Raw genomic sequence first — 23,249 nt, forward strand, 5'->3', positions numbered from 1 at the left:
CTTCCGTGCCCGACCTCCGAGCGTCGTGGGAGGATCGGGGCATGTTCGTTGTCGTGGGTGTCAGCGGCGGCATCGCCGCATACAAGACGGTCCAGCTCGTTCGCGCCCTCGTCACCAACGGTCACGAGGTGCACGTCATTCCCACCGACGACGCGCTGCGGTTCGTGGGGACCGCCACCTGGGAGGCGGTCAGCCGCCATCCTGTCACGACCTCCGTACACGATGATGTCGCCGAGGTCCGACATGTCGCACTCGGCACGCAGGCCGACCTCGTGATCGTCGCTCCCGCCACCGCCAACACGCTCGCCCGCATGGCGGCCGGTATTGCGGACAACCTGCTGGGCGTCACCCTCCTGGCCACGACGGCGCCCGTGCTCGTCGCCCCCGCCATGCACACGGCGATGTGGGAGCACGCGGCCACGCGCGACAACCTCACGACCCTGCGCGCCCGCGGCGTCCACGTGATCGGTCCCGCCGACGGACCGCTCACCGGCGGCGACAGCGGCCCCGGCCGTATGTCCGAGCCCGACGAGATCCTCGCCGCGGCGCTGGCCCTCCTGCCCGCCGGCGACGCGACCGCGCACCGCACCGATCTCGAGGGGATGACGGTCGCCGTCTCGACGGGCGGCACGCGCGAGCCCATCGACCCGGTGCGCTTCCTCGGCAACCGCTCCTCCGGGCGGCAGGGCGCGGCCGTCGCGCTCGCCGCGGCGGAGCGCGGTGCGCACGTGCGGCTCGTCGCGGCCCACGTCGACGAGGGCGTGCTGGCGGAGGCGCTGCGGCATCCGCGCGTCGAGGTGGAACGCGTCTCCACCGCCGCCGAGTTGGATGCCGCGATGCGCGATGCCGCCGCAGGCAGCGACGTCGTGGTGATGGTCGCCGCGGTCGCCGACTTCCGGGTGGCGGAGGTGTCGACGGAGAAGATCCGCAAGGAAGACGGCGACGGCTCCCTCACCCTTCCTCTCGTGCAGAACCCCGACGTCCTCGCGGGACTCGTCGCCGCGCGGCGGCCGGGTCAGGTCATCGTGGGATTCGCCGCGGAGACTGCCGCCGACGACGACGAGCTGCGCAACCGCGGCCGCCGCAAACTCGCTCGCAAGGGCGCCGACCTCCTGGCCGCGAATCGTGTCGGCGCCGGGCTCGGCTTCGAAGCCGACGACAACGCCGTCATCCTCCTCGCGGCGGACGGCACCGAGGCCACGGCATCCGGGACCAAGCGCGCCGTCGCCGACGCCCTGTGGGATGCCGTGGCCTCGCTGCGCGCGCGGCGCCGGGGCTAGCTCTCCTTCTTCTGGAGGTCCAGCAGCGGCGCGCCGGCGGCCACCTCGCCCAGCTCCACCGGGTCGACCGTCTCGAACGAGTCGCCGTTGAGGACGATCACGGGCGTGATGAGCGGGTAGCCCGCCTTCTCGATGACGGCGCGGTCGAAGACGACGAGCGGTGTGCCGGTCTCCACCCGGTCGCCGTTCTTCACCCTGACGTCGAACCCTTCACCCTTCAGGTTCACGGTGTCGATGCCGACGTGGATGAGGATCTCCGCGCCGTTGTCGAGCTGGAGTCCGAACGCGTGTCCCGTCGGCTGCGCGGCGACGACGAGGCCCGCACCGGGTGAGACGACCGTGTCGCCGGACGGTTCGATCGCCACTCCCGGCCCCATCACACCGCCCGCGAACACGGGGTCGGGCACCTCCGAGATCGCGACGGCCGTGCCGGCCAGCGGCGACATGACCTGCACGAGGGCGAGGTCGGCCGTGTCGGCGCGCTCCGCCGTTGCGGTCGCGACCGGCGCCGTGGCCGCTGCGGATGCCGGCGCGCCCGCGATCGCATCGGAACCGGCGACATCAGCGACCGACGCCTCCGTGGCAGCGCCCGCACCCACGACCGACGACCCCGCGGTCGCGGCGACATAGCCGGCGCCTTCTTCGACCGCCGGCTCCTTGTCCTTGTAGCCGCCGATGACGATGAGAAACATCGACACGGCGAAGGCCGACAGCACCGCGATCGCGTACAGGCCGATCGGCTCGAACGCGGGGATCGTCAGCAGCGACGTGAAGACGAAAGCCTTCGTCGTGATGCCGTTCTCGAGGCCCAGCACGAGGCTGCCGACGCCGATGATGATGCCGCCCGTGAGGCAACCGACCAGCATGCGCGGGTAGATGCGCTTGAAGCGGAGATGGATGCCGTACAGCGACGGCTCGGAGATGCCGCCGAGGAGTCCAGCGGCGAGCGCACCCGTCGCCGTCTGGCGCATCTGCTTGTCGTTCTCGCGCCAGGCCAGCAGCAGGACGCCGGCGGTCGCGCCGAAGCACGCGAAGTTCCACGCGCCCATGGGGCCCTGGATGAAGTCGTAGCCGAGCGTCTGGATGTTCAGCAGCATGATCGCGTTGATCGGCCAGTGCAGCCCCAGGGGCACCATGAACGGGTACGCGAGCGGAATGATGATCGCGAAGATGAACGGCGAGAAGGAGTTGATCGAGCTGAGCAGCTGCGCGAGCGCGGCACCGGCGTAGACGCCGAGCGGGCCGAGGAGGAACGCCGTCAGCGGGATCATGACCAGCATCGACAGGAACGGCACGAAGATCAGCTGCAGGTTGTCGGGGATGATGCGCTTGAGCCCCTTGTACAGCGGTCCGAGCACGGCCGCCATGAGCAGGGGTGGGAACACCTGCGAGCTGTAGTTGAAGATCGTCAGCGGGATGCCGAAGATCGGGATCGTCGTTATCTCCGACCCGAGGAACACGATCTGCTGCGCGCCCTCCTGCGTCGCGAGCGACGCGAAGCCGGGCAGCATCACCGTCGCCATGATCGAGAAACCCACCCAGGGGTCGGCGCCGAGCTTGTTGGACGCGTTGTAGGCGACCATGAGCGGCAGGAAGACGAACACGCACTGCCACATCAGGTTGACGAACTGCCAGGAGGGCGGGAGCTCGGTGCGCGGATCGGCCCAGTTGCCGATCACCTCCAGCGTCGACATCAGCGCCATGAAGGTGATGATGAGCGAGGCCCCCAGGAGCGCCCCGAGCGTCGGGCGGAACGAGTCGGAGAGGAACTCGAAGAGCGAGTCGAGCCAGGCGACCTTGCCGCGGGGGCCGCGAGCCCGCTGCGCCGCCTTCACATCGGCATCCGAGGGCGCGTCGATGTTCGCCATCTGCGGCAGCGCCATGATGTCGTTGTAGACGTTCTGCACGGCGCCGCCGATGACGACCTGGAACCGGTCGCCGGCCTGGGGCACGGCTCCCATCACCGCCGGGATCGCCTCCATGCGCTCCTTGTCGACCTTGTCGCCGTCGTGGAGTTGGAACCTGAGACGGGTTGCGCAGTGGGTGAGACTGGCGACGTTCTCGGGTCCGCCGATCGCATCGACGATGTCCGCCGCTGCCTTCGAATCCACACTGGATGCCATGGTGAGACTCCTCTCGCGAGCCCGCTCTGGGGGGATTGCACTCGGACTCTATACCGGTCGCCAGACGCCCCGACAGGCCCTTGACCGGAGGAAACCTCGGGGCCCCGCTTGCACGGTTCGTCCAGGAAGGACGGAGGTTTCGTCCAGAAACGAGAGGCAGACTCGGGGACTTGTGCCCACCCGAGGGCGCGTCGCAGCACCGTGGAGCCCGTGATTCGGAGCCGGTCGGAGCCGCGAGAAGCCACCTGAAAGACATCGTTACGCATGCGTTTGAACCACTCCCGCCGTACGACCCTGTCCACCGCCGTCGCCCTCGCGCTCGGCGTGACCATCGCGGGAGGCATGACCACCGCAGCCCACGCCGCGGAGGTTCCGCAGGCCACCGCCCGCGTCGCCGTGGCGCACGTCGCCCCCGCGGACGAGGCCATCGCGCCGTTCGTTTCCGCTGAGGCGGCCGCCTTGTCGACCGAGCCCCTCGACGACATCGTCGACGACGCGGAGGCCGCGCTCGACGAGGCGGAGGCCGCGATCGCCGCCGCCGAAGCCGCCGAGACGAAGGTGGCGAAGAAGGTGAAGTCGTCGAAGCTCGACATCGCCGGTGCGACCACCGTCGACACGACCGTTCTCGAGGAGCACGTCGAGCAGCTCGAGACCATCGCCGTCACGCCGGTGCTCCTGCTTCCCGACAACACGGCCGACGCCGCCGCCGACACCGCCAAGGTGAAGAAGGCGACCGTCTCGCTGCTGGACCGCCTGGACAAGGCGGAGAAGAAGCGCGCCGCCGAGATCGCCGCGAAGAAGGCCGCCGCCAAGAAGGCCGCCGCCGAAGCCGCCGCGAAGAAGGCGGCCGAGGAGGCTGCGGCATCCGCGTCGTCCTCGTCGTCGGGGTCGGTCAGCGGTGGCTCCGCCGCCTCGTCGGGTGACAACTCCGTCGCCGGCGCGAAGGCGACCGCGCGCGCCCTCCTGGCCGACCGCGGCTGGGGCTCCGACCAGTTCTCCTGCCTCGACAAGCTGTGGCAGAAGGAGTCGGGCTGGAACTACCGCGCGTACAACTCCTCCAGCGGCGCCTACGGCATCCCGCAGGCCCTGCCCGGCAGCAAGATGGGCAGCGCCGGCAGCGACTGGGAGACCAGTGCGGCGACGCAGATCCGCTGGGGCCTCGGCTACATCGACGGCCGCTACGGCACGCCGTGCGGCGCCTGGGACCACTCGCAGTCCGTCGGCTGGTACTGAGCACAAGCGGCGGGAGGGGCCGGGATAGGGTCGGGACCGTGGTCTCGCGCCCCGGCATCCTCCTCCCGCTAGCCGTCGCCGTCGCACTGCTGACCAGCGGCTGCACGGCGTCGGCCGACGAGCCCGAGCAGGTGGATGCCGGGCGCGTCTCCGCCCTCGAGGCCGCTCCCCCGTTCGACGCGGCGGAGTACGGCGCGGCCTGGTCCAGCTTCCCGTCGCAGGAGGCGTCGCAGGCGACGCCCGGCACCGCGACGCGGGGCGGCATCCGCACGTCGTTCCCGCTCGACGACTCCGTCGCCGACCCGTCGCTCGAGGATGGCTGGGACGTCGTCTTCCCGCTCGCCCAGGCGCTGGTCGTGGAGATGCGTGACAACGGGTGGGCGCCGGTCGCCGTGGTGTGCGAGGTTCTCGGGTCGAAGGATGCTTCGGCGCAGGTGCGGATCTCGGCGACGGCGGCGATCGACGGCGCCGTCGCCGGGCTGGATCTGCTCGTCGGCACCGAGTCGGGAGAGGTCACCGCCGTGGCGGTGATGCCTTACCCGACGGAGGATGCCGATCCGTGGGGCGCGCCGGCGCTCGGCGGAGCGACCTGCCTCGACGCCGACGCACCGCCGGAGTCGACCGTCGCCGCGGGCACGCCGCTCGACCTCACCGCCGCCCTGCCGTAACGCGGGCGGGCGGCGGTGCGGTTCGCTCAGGCGGCGTCTTCGGGGCGCACCCGGAAGCCGGCGGCGAGGTTGTCGCGCAGCTGCACGGCATCCTGTCGCACGCCGTAGGCGGGACGGTCGCGCTCGAGGCGCCACGACTCGGAGAGCGGACCGGCCGAGACCGTGTCGAACCCGAGCCGGTCGTACAGGTCGGTGACGAACGCGGCGGCGTCGGGGAAGTCGGATGCCGTGCCCAGCGCGCGGCGACCGGGAGTGCCGGCCGGGCTTCCGGTGGTCGTGATGTCCGCCGCCGCGATGTGGTTGAACGCCTTCGCGACCTTCGCCCCGACGAGGTGCTGCTGCAGGAGGCCGGACGTGGTGGCTTCGCCGCGGTCGAGCTCGGCGATGTGACCGTCGCGCTCCCAGTAGTAGTTGTTGGTGTCGAGCACGATCTTCCCGTCGAGCGGCGCGACAGGAAGGGTGCGGTAGGCGGCGAGCGGAACGGTGACGATCACGACGTCGCCCAGCGTGGCGGCCTCCTCGGCGGTGACGGCGCGTGCGTGCGGGCCGAGCTCGTCGATGAGGGCGGTGAGCGTCTCCGGACCGCGAGAGTTGGCGATCACGACGTCGTCGCCGAGACGGGTGAGGGCCCGAGCGAGCTGTGATCCGATGTGTCCTGCGCCGATGATTCCGAAGGTTGTCATAGCGACGTCAACTCACCCTGGTCGCTCGGGATTCCCCAACCTCTGGGTGCGATTCTGGGCGATCGCTATGGATGAGAAAAGAATCACAGAAAGATAACGAGAAGTGCTTGTGCGTCGTTATCTCGTCGTTATAGAGTGCTCGCACGGTAGTTGTTTTGCTGTGGCAGCTACCGACATGTGATTGCAGGACACTCTTGGTGCAAGGGACAAGGGCCGGTCGGAAGCCTCTCCGACCGGCCCTTACTCTGTCCGGTCGCCGAGCGAGCGCAGCGAGCGGTCGTTGAGCAAGCGCGGCCCGCGCGGATCGACGTTTCGTCTCGTCGCTGTGCTCCTCGCTCAACGACCGGACCACACCGTCACCCCCGGTCGTTGAGCGAGCGCAGCGAGACGAGGCGCCGCCCCGGTCGTTGAGCGAGCGCAGCGAGTCGGAACGGCGCGGCCTTCTCGGCCGTCGCCCCCGGTCGTTGAGCGAGCGAAGCGAGACGAAACGGCGCACCCTCCTCCACAGGCGCGGCGTGTCGGAAGTTATCCACAGGAAGCATCGTTGATCTGGGTTTTGTCGCCTGGAATGTCGGTGGCCCGGAGAAGAATCGGAGCATGACAGGGAGCACCGGCACCGCATGGCAACAGCGCATCGAAACGCTGCTGTGCGCGCTCGCCGACGCCCGCCGCGACGCCGCCGCGGCGCAAGCCCGCGAGGTCGCGTTGCTGGCCGAAGCGGTCGAGATCGCCCAGGCGATGGCACAGGATGCCGGGGCCCCGTCGGCCGTCGCTGACATCCCGATCCGGTCGCTCGCGGCGCAGATCGGGGCCGCCGCGCGCGTGTCGGACCGGACGGTGCAGAAGCACATGTCGGATGCCGTCGTGCTCGTGGAGCGGTTCCCGGCGACGTTTGCGACGTGGGCGGCCGGCGACATCTCTCGCGGGCACGTGCGGGTGGTGGTGGATGCTGGGGTTGGGATTGACGACGATGCCGCGCGGGCCGTGTTCGAGGACGCGGCCCTGGAGGTGGCGCGGCGGGAGACGCCGGGACGGCTGAAGCCCGCCGCACGGATCCTCGCCGCGCGGTTGCACCCGATCCCGTTGCAGGAACGTCACACGGCGGCCGCGGCCACGCGGGAGGTGTGGGTGCGTGACCTCGACGACGGGATGGCCGAGTTGATCGCGATTCTCCCGGCGGCGATCGCTCACGGCATCCGCGACCGCATCGACCAATACGCACGGCGCGTGATCGACGCGCGGGGTGTCGGCAAGCGCGGCGCCGCGGGCAGTGGAGGCGGAGCGAGCCCGGGCGGCGCCACCGACGGTGCCCTCCTTCCCGACACCAACCGCGCTGACACCCACCCCACCGACACCCGCCCGACCGACACGCGCCGGATCAGCGAGGTCCGGGCCGACGTGTTCGCCGACCTGCTCCTCACCGGACACGCCTCACCCGATGTCTCAAACGACGCGATCTCCGCGGACGAGGCGATCATCGCCCGCGTGCAGGTCACCGTCCCCGCCCTCACCGCGCTCGGGGCGGACGACACCCCCGCCGAACTGGTCGGCAAAGGCCCGATCGACACCGCCACCGCCCTCCGGCTGGCCGGAACCGCGACGGGGTGGGACCGGGTACTCACCCACCCCATCACCGGAAACGTCCTCGCCATCGACAGGTACCGGCCCTCCGACCACCTCAAACGCACCCTCCGGGTGAGGGACGAGCACTGCCGGTTCCCCGGCTGCCGCACCCCCACCTATCGGTCCGACATCGACCACACCACCGCCAGAGAACACGACGGTGCAACCGAGCTCACCAACCTCGCCCACCTCTGCCGCCGCCACCACACCCTCAAACACCACTCCGCCTGGAAAGTACGACAGACACCCGACGGCATCCTCCACTGGACCAGCCCCACCGGACGCCACTACCCCGACCACCCCGCACGCACCCTCGTGTTCACCACAGAACATGCGGCAGTCGACATCCAGACCGATGCCGACATCCAGACCGGCACCGGCAGCAACACCTCGAAGGCGAGCGACCCGCCGCCGTTCTGATGAGAACTCACAGTCCCACGACGCCCACAGCCCCACGACGCCCACAGCCCCGCGACGGTCACACCCCCGCGACGGTCACACCCCGCCGCCCCCGCCGCCCCCTCCACCGCCGCCGGCGCCACCACCGCCGCCAGACCCACCCGACGTCGACGACGACGAACTGGCGGCGGCGGACAACGAACCGATCCCAGAGGCGAAGGCGGAGGCGTTGAAACTTCCGGTGCCCGCGTACCAGTACGGTCCCGCGACGCCTGTGGCGGAGTACAGCACGGCGAGTTGCGCCGACCACTCCCGCTCCTGCCCGAACACGACGGCGTATGGGAGCAGCGTCTCGTACAGGCGCAGCATCTGCCGCGGATCCCTCACGTCGACGGCGACCCGCTCCGCACCGGCGGGCGACTGCAGCATGCGGATGCGATCCGCTTCCGCCCACTCGATGAAGAGCTTGAGCCCCGCGAGATGGTCCCGCGTCTCGGCTCCCGCCGCCGTCAGCGGCACCTTCGCGATCAGCACGATGACGAGCGCGAGCACGAGCCCCGCCGCCACCATGACGACCACCGGCACCGCCGGGGCGACGCTCGCCGTCAACGCGCCGACCCCGAACAGGAACACCGCCAGCGACACGAGCACGGATGCCACGACGGGCCACGCCCGCGTGCCGAACGGCACCCGGCGACGCAGTCGCCGCGACGTGAGCTCACGATCGGCAGCCGCGAGGATCTTCTGCGCGACCTTCGACACCCGCGTGTCCTGACGTCCGAACTCGTACTGCTCCCCCGGCACACCCTCGGGAAACAGGCCTTCCAGCAGCATGCGTCCGTCACGGTCCGCACGCGCCGGATCGACGAGCTCGGCGATCAGCCGCGGACCGCCGAACCACCTCCGCTCGCCCTCCACGATCCGGATCGACCCCACGACCGCCTGCTCCAGCACCTCGGCAGGAATCGCCTTCGACTGCTTGCCGAGCAGCACGGCGCTCTCGAGCGCATCGACGTTCGGCGGCGGCGTGTACTCGGCGATGATCGTCGGCCTGCCCGGCTCATCCGCGAGACCCCGCCGGCGCGCGCGCACCGCCAGCAGCACCGGCGCGACGAGCGCGACCGCCGCCGCCCCCTGCAGCCACCCCCACGGCGACGCCAGGTACGACGTGTCGAAGGGTACGAACGTCCCGTCGGAGAACCCCACGGCAATCGTCAGCGTCTCGCCCGGCCCCAACCCCTCGGCCCGCGCCGTCACCACCGCACCCCCGGTACCGGCATCCGTATCGATCCCTGCGCACGGCGTCGCGGCATCCTGCCGACCCTCGTAGCAGGCGACTCGTCCGGTCACAGCGCGCGCGAGCTCGTCGTCCAGGTGCAGCCGGGCGGTCACTTCACCGAAGGGCTGTGCCCAATCGACGCCGTTCACGTCCCAGTAGAACTCCAGTCCCGTGTCGGGGAAGTCCCACGTCACGTTCTCCAGCTCGTAGGTCACGACGAACGTCTGCACGCCCTGCAGATACTCGTCCGACCGCGACACGATCTGGAAGACCCCGTCCTCCTGGTCGGTCTCCATCGGCCGTGCGCGACCGTCCTCGTCGGTTACCGACAGCGCCCGCGGATGCAGCGGCTGACCGTTGTACGAGTCGGGTATCGACCGTCGGATGCCGCGGTTCTGATCGAACGCGGGGAAGCGCGCGACCAGCACTTCGACGACGTGCAGACGGCTCGTTCCGTCGTCGTCGCGCGTGAGCGTGTAATCGACCGTCATGCTGTCGAACGAGAAGTCGTCGACGTCGGCCGCGGCGGGTGCCGCAAGGCCCACGGATGCCGCCCACACCAGCGCCAGAACGGCCAACGACCTCCATACGCGCCTCATGTCGCCCAGCCTAGGCCGCGGGCTAAAGTGGACGCCATGACGGACCGACGCCTCGCCATCGCAGCATGGGAGAGTCTGTTCCGCGCCCAGCACGAGGTGCTCGACCAGATCAGCGAGGACTTCCACGGCGACGACCTCACGCAGGCCGAATACGACGTCATGCTGACCGTCGCACGAGGCGAACAGAACGCCGCGCGACTGCGGGACGTCACGGCCAACATGCTCATCAGCCAGCCCAGCGTCTCGCGCCTCGTCGACCGCATGGTCGCCCGCGGCCTCATCACGAAGTGCCCCGACCCCGACGACGGCCGCGGTGCCCTCCTGCGCGCCACCGACGACGGCCTGAGCGCGTTCCGCCGCATCGCGACGCGCCACGGCCAGTCGATCGCCGAGCGCATGTCCGTGCTCGACGACAGCGAACTCGAACAGCTGCGCACTATCACGACGAAGCTGCGCGAACGCGGCTGAGGCGACGCTCGCAGTTCGACGCACGAGTGAGCGCGAGGAGCCGGAGTGAGGCGGGCGCTCAGGGCGTGCGTCGACGCAGCGTGAGGGATGCCAGGGCGAGCGCAGCGACGGTGAACGCGGCGACGATCACGAGCGGCCGGACGACATCCGCGCCGTCCGCGCCCGATGCCACGGCATCCACGGCGTCGATCGCGTGACTGAGGGGCAGCCAGTCGCTGATCGCCGACAGCACGTCGGGCATCTCGTCACGCGGCATGAACAGTCCGCCGAGGATGATCTGCGGGAACACGAGGACGGGCATGAACTGCACCGCCTGGAACTCGGTCTGGGCGAACGCGCTCGCCAGCAGGCCCAGCGCCGTGCCGAGCAGGGCGTCGACCACCGCCACGAGGCCCAGCAGCCACAGCTCGCCCTCGACATCCAGACCGCACACGCCGACCGCGAACGTCACCGTCACGATAGCCTGCAGCGTCGCCATCGCACCGAACGCCAGTGCGTACCCGAGGATGAACTCCGCCTTCCCGAGCGGCGTCGTCATGAGCCGCTCCAGGGTGCCGCTCCGACGCTCCCGCAGGGTCGTGATCGACGTGATGAGGAACATCACGACGAACGGAAACAGCGCCAGGATCGGCCCGCCCACCCGGTCGAACACCCCCTCCCGATCGGTGAACAGCCAGGCGAACAGTCCGACGAGCAGGCTCGGCGCCACCAGCATGAGCGCGATGGACCGCGGATCGTGGCTGAGCTGACGCAGCACCCGACCGGCGACCGCGAGCAGCCGACCCCCGTTCATGCCGCCTGCTCCCGTCTGATCAGCGCGAGGAACGCCGCGTCGAAGTCCGCCTCGCCGGTGTCCTCCCGCAGTCCCGCGGGCGTCGTATCCGCGAGTACCCGACCGGCACGCAACAGCAGCAGCCGGTCGCACCGCGCCGCCTCGTCCATGACGTGGCTCGACACCAGCAGGGTCACCCCCTCGTCCGCGAGCCGCCGGAACACCTCCCACAGTTCCGCGCGCAGCACCGGGTCGAGCCCCACGGTCGGTTCGTCCAGCACGATCAGTTCGGGCGAGCCCAGCATCGCGACCGCCAGAGACACGCGGCTCCCCTGCCCGCCGCTGAGCGACGACACCAGCTGATCGGCCTGCGCGCGCAGGCCGACGGCATCCAGTACGCGGTCGACGTCGGATGCCGGAGCGCCGATCAACCGTCCGAACGAACGGAGGTTCTGGCGCACGGTGAGATCGCCGTACACCGACGCCGCCTGCGTGTCGTACGCGACCCGGCGACGGAGGTCCGCGGAGCCCGCCGGCCGGCCGAGCACCGTGACGGTGCCGCCGGAGACCTTCTGCACCCCGACGATCGACCGCAGCAGCGTCGTCTTGCCGCAGCCGGACGGCCCCAGCAGGCCGGTGATCGCGCCGCGCGCGATGTCGACGTCGAGTCCCGAGAAGACGTCGGTGCGCCCCCGCCGAACGCGAAGGCCGCGGATGCGGACGGCATCCGATTTATTCATCATGCGGTGAATTATGCGCTCCGGGGGCATCACCGTCAAGAGCGTGCGACCGAGACGGCCGTCACGAGGTCGGGCGGGACGCCTTGCCGTCGAGCCAGAGCGTGTCGGACGCATCGGCGTGGACGCCGCCGGAGCCCACGTGCTTCGCGTCGATCTTGGGGCCCTTCGTGATGACGTGCACGAGCGCCATCGCGTGCCCGCGCCCCAGTCCGTAGTCTTCGGCCAGCCAGGCGATGATCTCCCCCGCCTTCGTCCCGGGACCGAAGCCCTTCTCGGCGGCGAGCTCGACGAACCGCCGCGGCGTCACACCGGTCTTGTCCTCGATGTTGTCGAGGTACGCCTGGAACGACATGCGAACTCCTTCGGGATGACGGGCGTCAGGACGCGTCGTCGGTGAGGTAGCGCTGGATCGTCGGACCGATCCAGCGGACGAGGTCGTCGACGGGAGCCGTCGCGATCCCCGGCAGCGCGAGGATGTAGCGGGCCACAAGCACCCCGGCGATCTGGGATGCCGCGAGACTCGCACGCAGCTCGGCGTCGTCGCCGCCGATGGCATCCGTGATGCGACTGAGCAGCTCCCGCGACAGGAACCCCGCCAGCAGAGGGGTCGCGAGCCGATTGCCGATCGCGTTGCGCAGCAGCAGCACGCCGCGCCGGCGGACGTCCGGGGTCTCGAACCTGCCGAGCACGTACGCCGCGATCCCCTCGCCCAACCGGTCACGATCACCCTCGAGCAGGGCGGGGATGTCGAGGTCGGGCCGCAGCGGGGCGCCGATGATCTCCGCGAACAGATCGGCCTTCGTCCCGAAGTAGTGATGCACGAGCGCGGAGTCGACGCCCGCGCGCGTCGCGATCGCCCGCATCGTCGCCCCGTCGTAGCCGCCCTGGGCGAACTCCTCCGTCGCCGCCGTCACGATGCGCGCCCGCGCGTCCGACCCGCCCCGCGGCCGGCCCCGACGGCGCGGCGACGGCGCAGACTCGGACGTCGGCGACACGGACATGGCGTCAGCCTAAGTCACCAGCGGTTGTGGACGTCTTCGGCGAATCCCACGAGTCCCTCGAACAGCATCCCCTCGAAGGTGCCCGACCAGACCCCGAAGCACTGGTCCGTCCGCGACGAGAGCGGACCGAGGCGACGCGCCGACCGCTTCGCGTGGAAGGGCACGAGCGCGGCATCCAACCCTCCCCCCGACACGTGCCAGGGACGAGACATGTCCGCCGCGTCGAAGTCCCAGGCGAGGTCCTCCGAGATCTTGTGGAGCTCGCCGTCGACGAGGATGCCGTTCTCCGTCGACCCCGTGCCGTCGGTCCAGCGACCGCCGACCTGCAGGCCGATCGTCCGGCCGTCGACCACGCCCGATCCAGCGCCCCAGTTCCAGCGGACGTCGTACGGCCACCGGCCGCGTCCGTGATCGAGCACGGCCCACGATCCGGCCGGGACGGCATGCTCGACGCCATCGACGATGACGACGCCCGTCGCCGGGAGCGCCACATCCTTGACGGTGTACTGGAACCGGTGGCGCGTCCAGGGGACGACGACCGCGAGACAGTCGTGCTCCGGCGGCCGGGCCACCGTCACGTCGAAGGAGACGTCGGGGATCTCGGCGAACAGCCGCCACGCGTCGGCCCCCGGCGTCACCGACACGGCCAGGTCTTTCGCCCGCGCGATCGCGGCGCCGTCGCCGAGGGTGGGAGGCAGGTCCACGTCGTGCGCCGGGACGACGGTCGCCGTCCGACCGCGCTCCTGACCCGAGCGGCGGTCGAGCACCCACACCTCGTGCACCGCGGCGTAGTCCAACGACGAGACGGTCAGTGCCAGCACATGCGTGGGCGTGATGATGTTCCAGTACTCCCAGCGCTTGTTGCGCCCCCAGTGATGACGACCGTCGATTCCCGCCGTCGTCACGAGCGGCCTGCGCGCGAAGCCGACCGCAGCCGGATTGAGCGAGCCGTCCTCCGACGTGAGGGAGACGACCCGCGTGAGCTCGCGCTCGATCATGCGAGGGCGGGGCGCGGCGGCGTGCGCATCGCGGCGGTCTCGGTCATCGGCATCCTTGCAGACGGTCCGTTCGGGGTGCCCCGATCATACGCCCGCGCACGACGAACCGCCCCGGTCGTGGCGACCGGGGCGGTTCGGATCGCGAGCGCGCCAAGGGTTACTGCTCGGTGGGCTGCGGCCCGGTGGGTTACTGCTCGGTGGGTTACTGCTCGATGGGCTGCGGCTCGTCGGCGCTCTCGTGGGTGCGGATCGTGGGCGCGGCGCCGTCGGCGACGACCTCGACCTTGCGCGGCTTGGCCTTCTCGCTCACCGGGATGGTGACGGTCAGCACGCCGTTGCTGTACGTGGCGGCGATGCCGTCGTTGTCGATGCCCTGACCGAGGTTCAGCTGGCGCAGGAAGCTCGCCGCCTCGCGCTCGCGGGTGATCCACTTGACGCCCTCACCGGCAGCGAGCGTGCGCTCGGCGCGGATGGTGAGGAGCTGGCCGTCGACGTCGATGTCGACCGAGCCCGGGTCGATCCCCGGCAGGTCGGCGGACAGGACGTAGTGGTCGCCGTCGCGGTACAGGTCCATCGGCATGCGGCGCGGTCCCCGACGCGCGTCGAAGAGGCTCGATGCCAGGCGATCGAGGTCACGGAACGGGTCATACGTGGCCATGGTTCTCTCCTTCTAGTGCGTGTGATGTTGCGTGGTCTCAAACTTGAGCCCTATCGACTCAAGTGACTCCAGATTAGCACTCGAAGGGCGAGAGTGCTAAGCGTTCTCGACCAGCGAACGCCCGCGGCATCCGGGGTTCTTCATGCGGGCGTGCGACGCGTGCGACGCGGGCGGCGCGAGCGACCCGAGAAGGTGACGCAATCTGCGCATGCGGGGCGAGAAGGTGGCGCGAACGGTGATATCCACGCCGTCGAGGCGACCGATTGCGCCACCTTCTCGGGCGGGCACCGCACACCGCGCCACCTTCTCGGGCGGTCAGGGCAATAGGAGGCGAGATAGGCGGGCGAGGGCTCCTCCACAAGGGGGGCCAGCTCGGCAAGTGTCCCCGGATCGACGGCGCGGCGGGTCGCGAGGCTCGCGTGCGATCAAGAGTGAGGGATGCCGCGACCACCCGCCCCGCTCCCCCGTTCACTCGGCGACGCGTTCCGCGTTCGCGATGGCATCCAGGCGGGAGTCTCGGCCTCGCGTCTCCGATCGCGCGACCTGATCGCGCCGTTCCACGGCGTCCGCACCAGGGTGCCGCAGCCGAGCGCGCACGAAGCGGATGCCGTGCCGGTCGACGACCCGTCCGCACGTGACCGAGCGGTCCGGGAGCGCACGCTGCGGAGCGCGATCGCGTACGCCACGGTCATGCCGGCATCCGCGTTCTTCACGGGGCGTACCGCGGCGATCCTCTACGGTCTGCCCCTCGATCCGGGCGACGGGCTCGAGGTCGGTGTCGTCGCGCCCTCCCGCGCGCCGCGAGGCGCCGGCATCCGCGGGGTGAAGATCGAGGGCCATCTCGTCCGTCTGCGGACCGTCGACGGACTCCCCGTGAGCAGCCCCGCCTCGACCTGGGCGATACTCGGGCGGGACCTCTCGGTGCGCGAGCTCGTGATCGTGGGTGACGCCATCGCGCGCATCCCGCGAGGGCGCTCCGGCATCCCGCTGCCCGACGCGCGGATCGGCACGCTCGCGCAGCTGGCCGCCGCCACGGATGCCGGTCCGCGGCGCGGCGTCGCGCGTCTGCGCGCAGCACTGCCGCTCATCCGAGAGGGCAGCAGCTCTCCGCTGGAGTCATCGTTCCGGTTGGACGCCGACGCGGCGGGTCTTCCCCGCCCCGACCTCGATGTGGAGATTCGCGACCCGCGGGGGAAGCTGCTGGGGATCTCCGAGATCGTCTACCGAAAACATCGCGTCGTGGTCGAGGTCGAGGGCGATCACCACCGGACGAGCCGCGCACAGTGGGATCGCGACCTCGAGAAGTACGCCGCCTACGCCGCCGCGGGCTGGGAGGTCGTGCGGATCACCGCGACGCACCTGCGCCAGGGCCGCGCCGTCGACCTGGTGCGCGCGGCGCTCGCCCGACACGAGTGACCTGCACACACCCACGCACGGGCGTGTGTCCGGTGTTCGCCGCGCAAGATTGTGGCGCACTCGGCGGTCTCCGTCCGAAGAAGGTGGCGCAATAGGAGGTTTCCGCGTCGTCGAGGCAGCCGATTGCTCCACTTTCGCGGGTAGAGACCACCGGTTACGCCACCTTCACAGGCGAACACCACCGAGTGCGACACCTTCACAGGCGAACACCACCGAGTGCGCCACCTTCACAGGCGAACACCACCGAGTGCGACACCTTCACGGCGCGAACGTCAGCACTCGATGACGTTGACGGCCAGGCCGCCCTCGCTCGTCTCCTTGTACTTGTGCGACATGTCGATGCCCGTCTGCCGCATCGTCTCGACGACGGCATCCAGGGACACGTAGTGACTGCCGTCGCCACGGAGGGCGAGCCGCGCAGCCGTCACCGCCGTGGAGGCGGCGATCGCGTTCCGCTCGATGCACGGGATCTGCACGAGTCCGCCCACGGGGTCGCACGTGAGGCCCAGGTGGTGCTCCATCGCGATCTCCGCGGCGTTCTCGATCTGACGGTTCGTGCCGCCCATCACCGCCGTGAGCCCCCCGGCCGCCATCGCGCACGCCGACCCCACCTCGGCCTGGCAGCCGCCTTCCGCGCCGGAGATCGACGCGTTCGCCTTGAACAGCGAACCGAGCGCCGTAGCCGTGAGCAGGAAACGCCGGATGCCGCGACGGCGGTTGGCCTCCACGGTGAGGTCGTCGTCGGCGACGGGGTCGGCGGGATGCATGCCCAGGAGCGCCGACCCGACGAGCTCGCCGTAGGGCGTCACCGCGTTGCCGGAGCCGAGACCCGAATCGGCGAGGAAGCGCCACCAGTACATCGCGACGGCCGGGACGATCCCGGCCGCGCCGTTGGTCGGCGCGGTGACGACCCGACCCCCCGACGCGTTCTCCTCGTTGACGGCGAGCGCGAACGCGCCCAGCCACTCGCCGGGCAGCTCCCGCTTCCCATCGCTCTCGACCTCGTCGAGCTGCGCCCGGATCGCGCCGGCGCGCCGCTTCACCTTGAGCATGCCCGGCAACACCCCGTCGGCGTGCAGTCCCGCTTCGACGCAGCCGGCCATGGCATCCCAGATGGCGTCGAGTCCCGCGGCGACCTCGGCCTCCGATCGGCGCGACTCCTCGTTGCGCCGCGCGACCTCGGCGATGGTCCAGCCGTGCTCGTCGCACAGGGCCAGCAGCGCCTCGGCCGTGTCGAAGGCGTGGGGAAAGGATGCCGTGGCGAGCGCGGTGTCCTCGCCGTCGCGCCGGATGAAGCCCCCGCCGATCGAGTAGTAGGTCTCCTCGGCCAGGAGCTCGCCTCGGGCGTCGAGCGCCCGCAGCGTGAGCGCGTTCGGGTGACCCGGCAGTCTCGTCCGCGGGGCGAAGGCGATGTCGCCGCGGGAGAACGGCACGGGGTGCGCACCGTCGAGCAGCAGCGCGTCGCCGTCGCGCCAGTCGGTCCACGCGCCGCGGACGACGGCGGGGTCGACGGTCTCCGGCTCGTGCCCCTGCAACCCCGCGACGATCGCGTCGGGCGTGCCGTGGCCGATACCGGTGGCGCCCAGCGAGCCGTACAGCACGCACTCCAGACGGGCGACCGCGCTGTGCTGCGGCCGCAGGAGGGCGGCGAAGGACCGGGCCGCACGCAGCGGGCCGACCGTGTGGGAGCTCGAGGGTCCTACTCCGATGGAGAACAGCTCGAACGCCGAGACGTATGCGCTCACACCCCCGAGCCTACGCGCGGCACCGTCTACACTCGCCGCCATGCGCATCGTCGTGTCCGGCACCCATGGCTCCGGCAAGAGCACCCTGATCTCCGATTTCGCGCTGCGGCATCCCGAATACACGGTGCTCGGCGACCCCTTCGACCTGCTCGACGAGTCCTGGGACCTCGACGGGGTCGAGATGTTCACCGCGCAGCTGCGACTCTCGGCGCAGCGCCTCATCGCGCACGAGGGGGGCGACCACGTCATCGCCGAACGCGGCCCGATCGACTTCCTCGCGTACCTCACCGCCGCGGCCGAGCTCTCCGGCGGTCGGCTGCCCGCCGAACTGCTCGTGCGGGCGGGCTCGTGGACGGCGAGCGCGCTCGAGGACGTGGACATCCTCGTCGTCCTGCCGCTGACCCCCGATCTCCCGCCGGTCGGCGACGACGAGGATCCCGAGCTGCGTGCCGCGATGGACGATGTGCTCCTCGACCTCATCGACGACCCCGACGTCGTGGGCGAGACCGTGGTGGTCGCCGACCTCGGTGGCGACCGGGCCTCCCGGCTCGCGGAGCTGGAGCGGCTGGTCCGGCGCGTGTCGGGTGGGTCGCCGTCCGGGAGCTGACGCGTCGACGAGCTGACCTCTCGACTACGGGCGCACGAAGGAGATGAGCCCGATCGTGTTGCCCTCGCTGTCGCGCACGAACGCCTGCCACTCCTCGTAGCCCGTCGGGCCGAGGGTGTCGTCGTCGTGCGTGAAGATGAGGTGCGGCGCGGTGACGACGTCGGTGAGCCCCGCGAGCCGCTCGAGCGCCTCGTGCACGTTGTCCACCCGCAGGTACACGAGCGCCGACGGCGCGGCGCGGTCGAGCAGCAGGCGCACCCCGTCGAGGTCGAAGAAGAGCAGTCCGGGCGGGTCGAAACGCGCCGTCGGCGGTTCGCCGAGGAGCACCGTGTAGAAGTCGGCGGCCCGATCGAGGTCGTCGACGTGCTGGGCGATCTGGACCAGGCGCATCGGCAGAACCCTTCGTTGCGAGTGAGGCCACTGTAACCCTCGGGGGCGAGGCTCGCAGCGCCTAGGCTGAGTGGAGGGCGGCGCCGGATGCTCGTGGTTCACGCGGCGCGCCGCCGGGAACGGAGAGGCATCATGATCGTTCCGGAGAGCGCACCGCTCGGGGCGGTCGACGACGACCGCGAGGCCGCCTGGGCGGCCGCCGAGGCGGCGGGACGCGTCGACGAGGGGTTCCGGGCGCGGTTCGACGAGCAGTTCCCGCGGCTTCACGCCCTGTTCCAGCGGCTGTACGCCGACCGTCCCGACGGACGCGACGCGCTCGCGCAGACGATCGCGCTGGCATCCGGGTCGTGGAACGCCCGCCCCCTCGACCTCAAGGTGCGCGACGGTGTGCGCACGGGCGATCCTGACTGGTTCCAGTCGGAGCGGATGCTGGGAGGCGTCTGCTATGTCGACCGCTACGGCGGCAACCTCGCCGGCATCCGCGACCAGATCCCCTACTTCCGGGAACTGGGGCTGACCTACCTGCACCTCATGCCGCTGTTCGCCGGACCCGAGGGCGACAACGACGGCGGCTACGCGGTCTCGAGCTACCGCCGCGTCGACCCGAGCCTCGGCACGATCGCCCAGCTCACCGAGCTGGCCGCCGATCTGCGCCTCGCGGGGATCTCGCTCGTGCTGGACTTCATCTTCAACCACACCAGCAACGAGCACGAATGGGCACAGAAGGCCGTCGCGGGCGACCCCGACTTCGAGGACTTCTACCTCATCTTCCCCGACCGGACGATGCCCGACGCGTACGAGCAGACCACCCGCGAGATCTTCCCCGATGACCACCCCGGCTCGTTCGTGCAGCTCGAGGACGGCCGCTGGATCTGGTCGACGTTCTACCACTTCCAGTGGGACCTCAACTACGCCAACCCGTGGGTGTTCCGCGCGATGGCGGGCGAGATGCTGTTCCTCGCGAACCTCGGCGTCGACGTGCTGCGGATGGATGCCGTCGCGTTCATCTGGAAGCAGCTCGGCACGGCGTGCGAGTCGCTGCCCGAGGCCCACCTGCTGCTGCAGGCGTTCAACGCGGTGCTCGCGATGGCCGCCCCCGGGCTCGTGTTCAAGTCGGAGGCGATCGTCCACCCCGACGAGGTCGTGAGCTATCTGTCCCCCGAGGAGTGCCGCCTCTCGTACAACCCGCTGCAGATGGCGCTCACGTGGGAAGCGCTGGCGACCCGCGATGCGCGGCTCCTGCAGCAGGCGCTCGATCGTCGCCACGCCCTCCCGCCGGGCACGGCATGGGTGAACTACGTGCGTTCGCACGACGACATCGGGTGGACGTTCGCCGACGAGGATGCCGCCGAGCTCGGTATCGACGGCTACGGCCACCGCCGTTTCCTCAACGACTTCTACGTGGGCCGCCACGAGGGCACCTTCGCGCGGGGCGTGCCGTTCCAGGAGAACCCCCGCACGGGCGATGCCCGCGTCGCTGGCACGACGGCGTCGCTCGCCGGCATCGAGGCAGGCGACCCCGGCGGTGAAGACCGCGTCGTGCTCGCGCACGCCCTCGCGCTGTCCACCGGCGGGGTGCCGCTGCTGTACCTCGGCGACGAGGTGGCGCAGCTGAACGACCCGACGTTCGCCGACGATCCCGTCCGCCGCGGCGACAGCCGGTGGGTGCACCGGGGCCAGCGGCCCCGCGACCGGTACGCGGATCGCGACGACCCCACGACCACGCCGGGGCGCATCTTCCGTCGCCTGACGAAGCTCATCTCGGTGCGGCAGACGACGCCCGAGTTCGCCGGCAACGCGCTGCTCCCCTTCCACACCCCGCACGCGAGCGTGGTCGGCTACCAGCGTCCCCTCGAAGACGACTCGGATGCCGCGCCGCACGGCACGCGCGTGCTCGTGCTCGGCAACGTCGGCGACGCGCCCATCGCGATCGATCCGCTCACGCTGTCGGGCTTCGCGCGCATCGCGCGCGACCTGCTCCACGATGTCGACCTCGACCTCGACGAGGGCCTCTCCCTCTCCGCGCACGGCTTCGTGTGGTTGCGCGTCACCCCTCTCGCCTGAGCGGAGCATCATGCCGGCACTCTCCCGCCTCCCGCGCCCCTCCCGCCTCCCCCTCGTCGCGCTCGCGCTCGTCGTCGCCACGGCATCCGTCACCGCGTGCAGCGCATCGGGTCAGAGCCGCACCGACGCCTGCATCGTCGTCGCGCAGAGCCTCGAGGCCGTGCAGCAGGACATCGCCGACGCGAACACCGCGCTGGCCGCCGGCGACCTCGACGCCCTCGGCGAGAGCCCCACCGCCGCCGCCGACTCTCTCGGCGAGCGCGCCGGAGAGGTCACCAACGCGGAGGTCGGACCCATCATGACCGCGCTCCGCACGTCGATCGAGTCGGTGCGCGACGCGGTCGCCGAGGCATCGGCCAGCGACGACCCGGAGGCGGCGACGGAGGCGTTCGCCGCGTCGGGAGGCGACCTCCAGGACGCGGCCGTGCGGTTCTCGCAGACCTGCGGCGGCTGACCGCGCGGGTCAGCTCTCGCGGCGGGCGCCCCTCGGGAACAGGATGCGGAGCGAGAACCACCGCTCGTCGTGCACGATCGACACGGCACCCCCGTAGGCGGTCGCGGCGGTCTCGATATTGCGGAGGCCGTACCCGTGCCCCTCGGCGGTCTGCCGCGACACGATGCGCTCGCCCTCCCGGCGCACGATGCCGTCGTAGGTGTTCTCCACGCGGAGCATGACGAAGTCGTCCTGCGCGAAGAGCGCGAGGCGCACGAGGCGCTGATCGGGCGAGGGAAGCCGGGCCGCCGCCTGCACGGCGTTGTCCATCGCGTTGCCGACGATGGCGGTCAGGTCGAGCGGCCGCAGGAACTCCAGCAGCACCCCGTCGGCGACGTAAGACACCTCGACGTCGTTCTCCGCGGCGTACGCCCGCTTGGCCGTGAGCACCGCGTCGAGCACGTGGTGGCCCGTGTGGACCACCGCGCCGTACCCGCGGATCGAGTCTTCGAGCTCGTCGACCATGCGGCTGCGGGCGGCGGCATCCTGCTCCGCACGCAGCGCATCGAGGTGATGCTTCATGTCGTGGTACTTGCGGTTGACGTCGTCGATCGAGCGGCGGGTGAGCTCGTACTGCTCGTGCTGACTGCGCAGCAAGTGCGCCATGGCGTCGGCGTCTCGCCGCACGACCGCTTCGTTGTGCACCCGGTGCTGCACGTAGAGGGCGATGAAGCCCGCGAAGTCGACGAGCGTGCGGATGTAGAAGATCTCGGTGCCGAAGCGTCCGCTGAACGGGGTGTTCGCGCTGATGAAACTGAGGTTGGAGATCGCGAAGGTCGCGACGGTGATGGCCGCCGCGCCCACGAGGTCGCGCCCGGACACCCGCAGCACGTCGACGCGTCCGAAGGTGCCCCGCTCCGCCGCCCACGCGAGCGCGAAGACGACGGTGTAGACGGCGACGCACAGGAGCGCCTGCGCGAGCGGCGGAATCTCCTCCGCGTAGAAGCGATCGAGCTGCCAGTACACGGACGCCGCGAGCTCCCCGAGCACGAACGCGCGCGCCGCGATGTACCCGGCGCCCAGGGGCGTCACCGCGAGCGCCGCCGAGAGGAAGCCGTACATCACCGCCGCCGCCGCGAGCATGCCCGGGATCCAGAGCGCGAGCGGCAGGGTGCCGGCCCACCACTGCGTCAGCAGGAGAGCGGCGAGTCCGGCAGCGGCGACGAGGATCGTGCCCCCCGCCCGCCAGCGGCGACCGAGGATGAGCACGTACACGAGACACGCGCCCCATTCGGCGAGCGCCGTGAGGTGGCGGGGGATGTCGGCGACGATCTCCTCGGCGCCGTTCACGCCGTGATCCCGCGCGATCCGATGTGGGCGGCGAGGGCCGAGAGGAACTCCTTCTTACGGGGACGGCTGATCGGCAGCTTCGTGCCGCCGCGCACCCGGCAGTCGTTGCCCTCGGTGCCGGTGACGTGTCGCAGGTTGACGAGGAGTCCGCTGTGGCAGCGCATGAACCCGTCGGCGGCGAGCTCGGCCTCCATGGCCTTGAGCGTCGAGACGACCGCGTAGTCGGCGTCGAGGGTGTGCACTTCGATGCGGTGCTTGACGCTCTCGATGTAGAGGATGTCGGCGACGGCGACCCGATGGTGCGCCCCGTCGACCGCCGTGAACAGGAGCTCCCGACGCGTGCGCTGCTGCAGGCGTACCCGCACGCGACGCATCTCCTGCTCGAACGCGGCGTACGTCACGGGCTTGAGGAGGTAGCTCAGCGCGTCGACCTCGTAGCCGCTCACCGCGTAGTGGGGAGAGCTCGTCACGAAGACGATGATGACCTCGGAGTCGACCTCGCGGATGCGGCGGGCGGCGGTCATCCCGTCGACGTGAGCCATCTGGATGTCGAGGAACAGCACGTCCCAATCGGGCCGGTAGTCGGCGATGATGTCGGCGCCGTCGGAGAACGCGCCGACGTGGAACCGCTCGCCCTGGTCGCGCTGGAACCGGTCGAGGTGCGAGAGGAGCCGGTCGATGCTGTGCGGATCGTCCTCGATCACACCGACACGGATCACG

General features: G+C 70.7%; 22 protein-coding genes. 9 read left to right on the forward strand and 13 right to left on the reverse strand.

The features are described from left to right. The first annotated feature begins 41 nt into the window (after positions 1-41). Positions 42-1,280: a bifunctional phosphopantothenoylcysteine decarboxylase/phosphopantothenate--cysteine ligase CoaBC gene (coaBC, locus tag ACSQ18_RS12515; protein WP_436037732.1), complete on the forward strand. Its 1,239-nt coding sequence runs from the start codon at positions 42-44 to the stop codon at positions 1,278-1,280. Here coaBC and ACSQ18_RS12520 read toward each other — a convergent pair. Continuing rightward, a complete protein-coding gene (locus ACSQ18_RS12520) occupies positions 1,277-3,403 on the reverse strand; it encodes a glucose PTS transporter subunit IIA (protein WP_436037734.1) in 2,127 nt (708 codons plus the stop codon). The two genes, coaBC and ACSQ18_RS12520, sit on opposite strands and share 4 nt — an antisense overlap. Before the next feature lie 264 nt (positions 3,404-3,667). Between ACSQ18_RS12520 and ACSQ18_RS12525 the strand changes: the two genes are divergently transcribed. Continuing rightward, the gene (locus ACSQ18_RS12525; RefSeq protein WP_436037735.1) at positions 3,668-4,636 is read left to right on the forward strand and encodes a lytic transglycosylase domain-containing protein; all 969 of its coding nucleotides are present in this window, start codon (positions 3,668-3,670) and stop codon (positions 4,634-4,636) included. A gap of 38 nt (positions 4,637-4,674) precedes the next feature. Further along, positions 4,675-5,304, forward strand: coding sequence for a hypothetical protein (locus ACSQ18_RS12530; RefSeq protein WP_436037736.1), 630 nt, complete (start codon positions 4,675-4,677; stop codon positions 5,302-5,304). Between the two features lie 26 nt (positions 5,305-5,330). Here the strand turns inward: ACSQ18_RS12530 and ACSQ18_RS12535 are convergent, their stop codons facing one another. Then, positions 5,331-5,987 (reverse strand): NADPH-dependent F420 reductase, encoded by a 657-nt coding sequence (locus ACSQ18_RS12535; RefSeq protein ID WP_436037738.1) that lies wholly within the window; start codon positions 5,985-5,987, stop codon positions 5,331-5,333. Between the two features lie 597 nt (positions 5,988-6,584). Here ACSQ18_RS12535 and ACSQ18_RS12540 point away from each other — a divergent pair. Continuing rightward, on the forward strand, positions 6,585-8,030 hold the full coding sequence (locus ACSQ18_RS12540) for a DUF222 domain-containing protein (protein WP_436037740.1): 1,446 nt from the start codon (positions 6,585-6,587) through the stop codon (positions 8,028-8,030). Positions 8,031-8,105: 75 nt separating this feature from the next. Here ACSQ18_RS12540 and ACSQ18_RS12545 read toward each other — a convergent pair whose 3' ends face one another. Further along, positions 8,106-9,887, reverse strand: a complete 1,782-nt coding sequence (locus tag ACSQ18_RS12545) for a DUF2207 domain-containing protein (RefSeq protein WP_436037742.1) — start codon at positions 9,885-9,887, stop codon at positions 8,106-8,108. A 36-nt stretch (positions 9,888-9,923) separates the two neighbouring features. Between ACSQ18_RS12545 and ACSQ18_RS12550 the strand changes: the two genes are divergently transcribed. Continuing rightward, positions 9,924-10,355 carry a MarR family winged helix-turn-helix transcriptional regulator gene (locus tag ACSQ18_RS12550; protein WP_436037743.1) on the forward strand — a complete coding sequence of 144 codons (432 nt, stop codon included), beginning with the start codon at positions 9,924-9,926 and terminating at the stop codon, positions 10,353-10,355. Between the two features lie 58 nt (positions 10,356-10,413). Here ACSQ18_RS12550 and ACSQ18_RS12555 read toward each other — a convergent pair whose 3' ends face one another. The 6 genes from ACSQ18_RS12555 to ACSQ18_RS12580 form a co-directional block, all read right to left on the reverse strand. Next, a complete protein-coding gene (locus tag ACSQ18_RS12555) occupies positions 10,414-11,148 on the reverse strand; it encodes an ABC transporter permease (protein WP_436037745.1) in 735 nt (244 codons plus the stop codon). Further along, entirely contained in the window at positions 11,145-11,870 is a 726-nt protein-coding gene (locus ACSQ18_RS12560; RefSeq protein ID WP_436037746.1) for an ABC transporter ATP-binding protein, read from the reverse strand. The genes ACSQ18_RS12555 and ACSQ18_RS12560 overlap by 4 nt, the downstream gene beginning before the upstream one ends. 58 nt (positions 11,871-11,928) lie before the next feature. Then, entirely contained in the window at positions 11,929-12,219 is a 291-nt protein-coding gene (locus ACSQ18_RS12565) for a DUF4287 domain-containing protein (RefSeq protein WP_144806222.1), read from the reverse strand. Positions 12,220-12,244: 25 nt separating this feature from the next. Beyond that, entirely contained in the window at positions 12,245-12,868 is a 624-nt protein-coding gene (locus tag ACSQ18_RS12570) for a TetR family transcriptional regulator (protein ID WP_436037748.1), read from the reverse strand. Positions 12,869-12,882: 14 nt separating this feature from the next. Next, positions 12,883-13,866, reverse strand: a complete 984-nt coding sequence (locus ACSQ18_RS12575) for a DUF2804 domain-containing protein (RefSeq protein WP_436037749.1) — start codon at positions 13,864-13,866, stop codon at positions 12,883-12,885. Between the two features lie 202 nt (positions 13,867-14,068). Beyond that, positions 14,069-14,524: an Hsp20/alpha crystallin family protein gene (locus ACSQ18_RS12580; RefSeq protein WP_144806225.1), complete on the reverse strand. Its 456-nt coding sequence runs from the start codon at positions 14,522-14,524 to the stop codon at positions 14,069-14,071. 438 nt (positions 14,525-14,962) lie between these two features. Between ACSQ18_RS12580 and ACSQ18_RS12585 the strand changes: the two genes are divergently transcribed. After that, complete coding sequence (locus ACSQ18_RS12585; protein WP_436037750.1) at positions 14,963-15,940, forward strand: hypothetical protein; 978 nt, start codon at positions 14,963-14,965, stop codon at positions 15,938-15,940. A 272-nt stretch (positions 15,941-16,212) separates the two neighbouring features. Here the strand turns inward: ACSQ18_RS12585 and ACSQ18_RS12590 are convergent, their stop codons facing one another. Continuing rightward, the gene (locus tag ACSQ18_RS12590) at positions 16,213-17,685 is read right to left on the reverse strand and encodes an L-serine ammonia-lyase, iron-sulfur-dependent, subunit alpha (protein WP_436037751.1); all 1,473 of its coding nucleotides are present in this window, start codon (positions 17,683-17,685) and stop codon (positions 16,213-16,215) included. Between the two features lie 40 nt (positions 17,686-17,725). On the opposite strand from ACSQ18_RS12590, the gene ACSQ18_RS12595 reads away from it, so the two are divergent. Further along, positions 17,726-18,292, forward strand: a complete 567-nt coding sequence (locus ACSQ18_RS12595; protein ID WP_436037752.1) for an AAA family ATPase — start codon at positions 17,726-17,728, stop codon at positions 18,290-18,292. Between the two features lie 24 nt (positions 18,293-18,316). Here ACSQ18_RS12595 and ACSQ18_RS12600 read toward each other — a convergent pair whose 3' ends face one another. Next, complete coding sequence (locus ACSQ18_RS12600) at positions 18,317-18,682, reverse strand: VOC family protein (protein ID WP_436037754.1); 366 nt, start codon at positions 18,680-18,682, stop codon at positions 18,317-18,319. 132 nt (positions 18,683-18,814) lie between these two features. On the opposite strand from ACSQ18_RS12600, the gene ACSQ18_RS12605 reads away from it, so the two are divergent. Both ACSQ18_RS12605 and ACSQ18_RS12610 read left to right on the forward strand, forming a co-directional pair. Continuing rightward, the gene (locus tag ACSQ18_RS12605; protein ID WP_436037756.1) at positions 18,815-20,746 is read left to right on the forward strand and encodes an alpha-amylase family protein; all 1,932 of its coding nucleotides are present in this window, start codon (positions 18,815-18,817) and stop codon (positions 20,744-20,746) included. A 10-nt stretch (positions 20,747-20,756) separates the two neighbouring features. Continuing rightward, complete coding sequence (locus tag ACSQ18_RS12610) at positions 20,757-21,200, forward strand: hypothetical protein (protein ID WP_436037757.1); 444 nt, start codon at positions 20,757-20,759, stop codon at positions 21,198-21,200. A gap of 9 nt (positions 21,201-21,209) precedes the next feature. Here ACSQ18_RS12610 and ACSQ18_RS12615 read toward each other — a convergent pair whose 3' ends face one another. Then, positions 21,210-22,529 (reverse strand): ATP-binding protein, encoded by a 1,320-nt coding sequence (locus ACSQ18_RS12615; protein WP_436037758.1) that lies wholly within the window; start codon positions 22,527-22,529, stop codon positions 21,210-21,212. After that, a complete protein-coding gene (locus ACSQ18_RS12620; protein ID WP_436037760.1) occupies positions 22,526-23,248 on the reverse strand; it encodes a LytR/AlgR family response regulator transcription factor in 723 nt (240 codons plus the stop codon). Before ACSQ18_RS12620 ends, ACSQ18_RS12615 begins: the two co-directional genes overlap by 4 nt. Position 23,249 lies beyond the last annotated feature (1 nt).

The sequence above is a fragment of the Microbacterium sp. LjRoot45 genome, from assembly GCF_964253325.1.
Classification (GTDB): domain Bacteria; phylum Actinomycetota; class Actinomycetes; order Actinomycetales; family Microbacteriaceae; genus Microbacterium.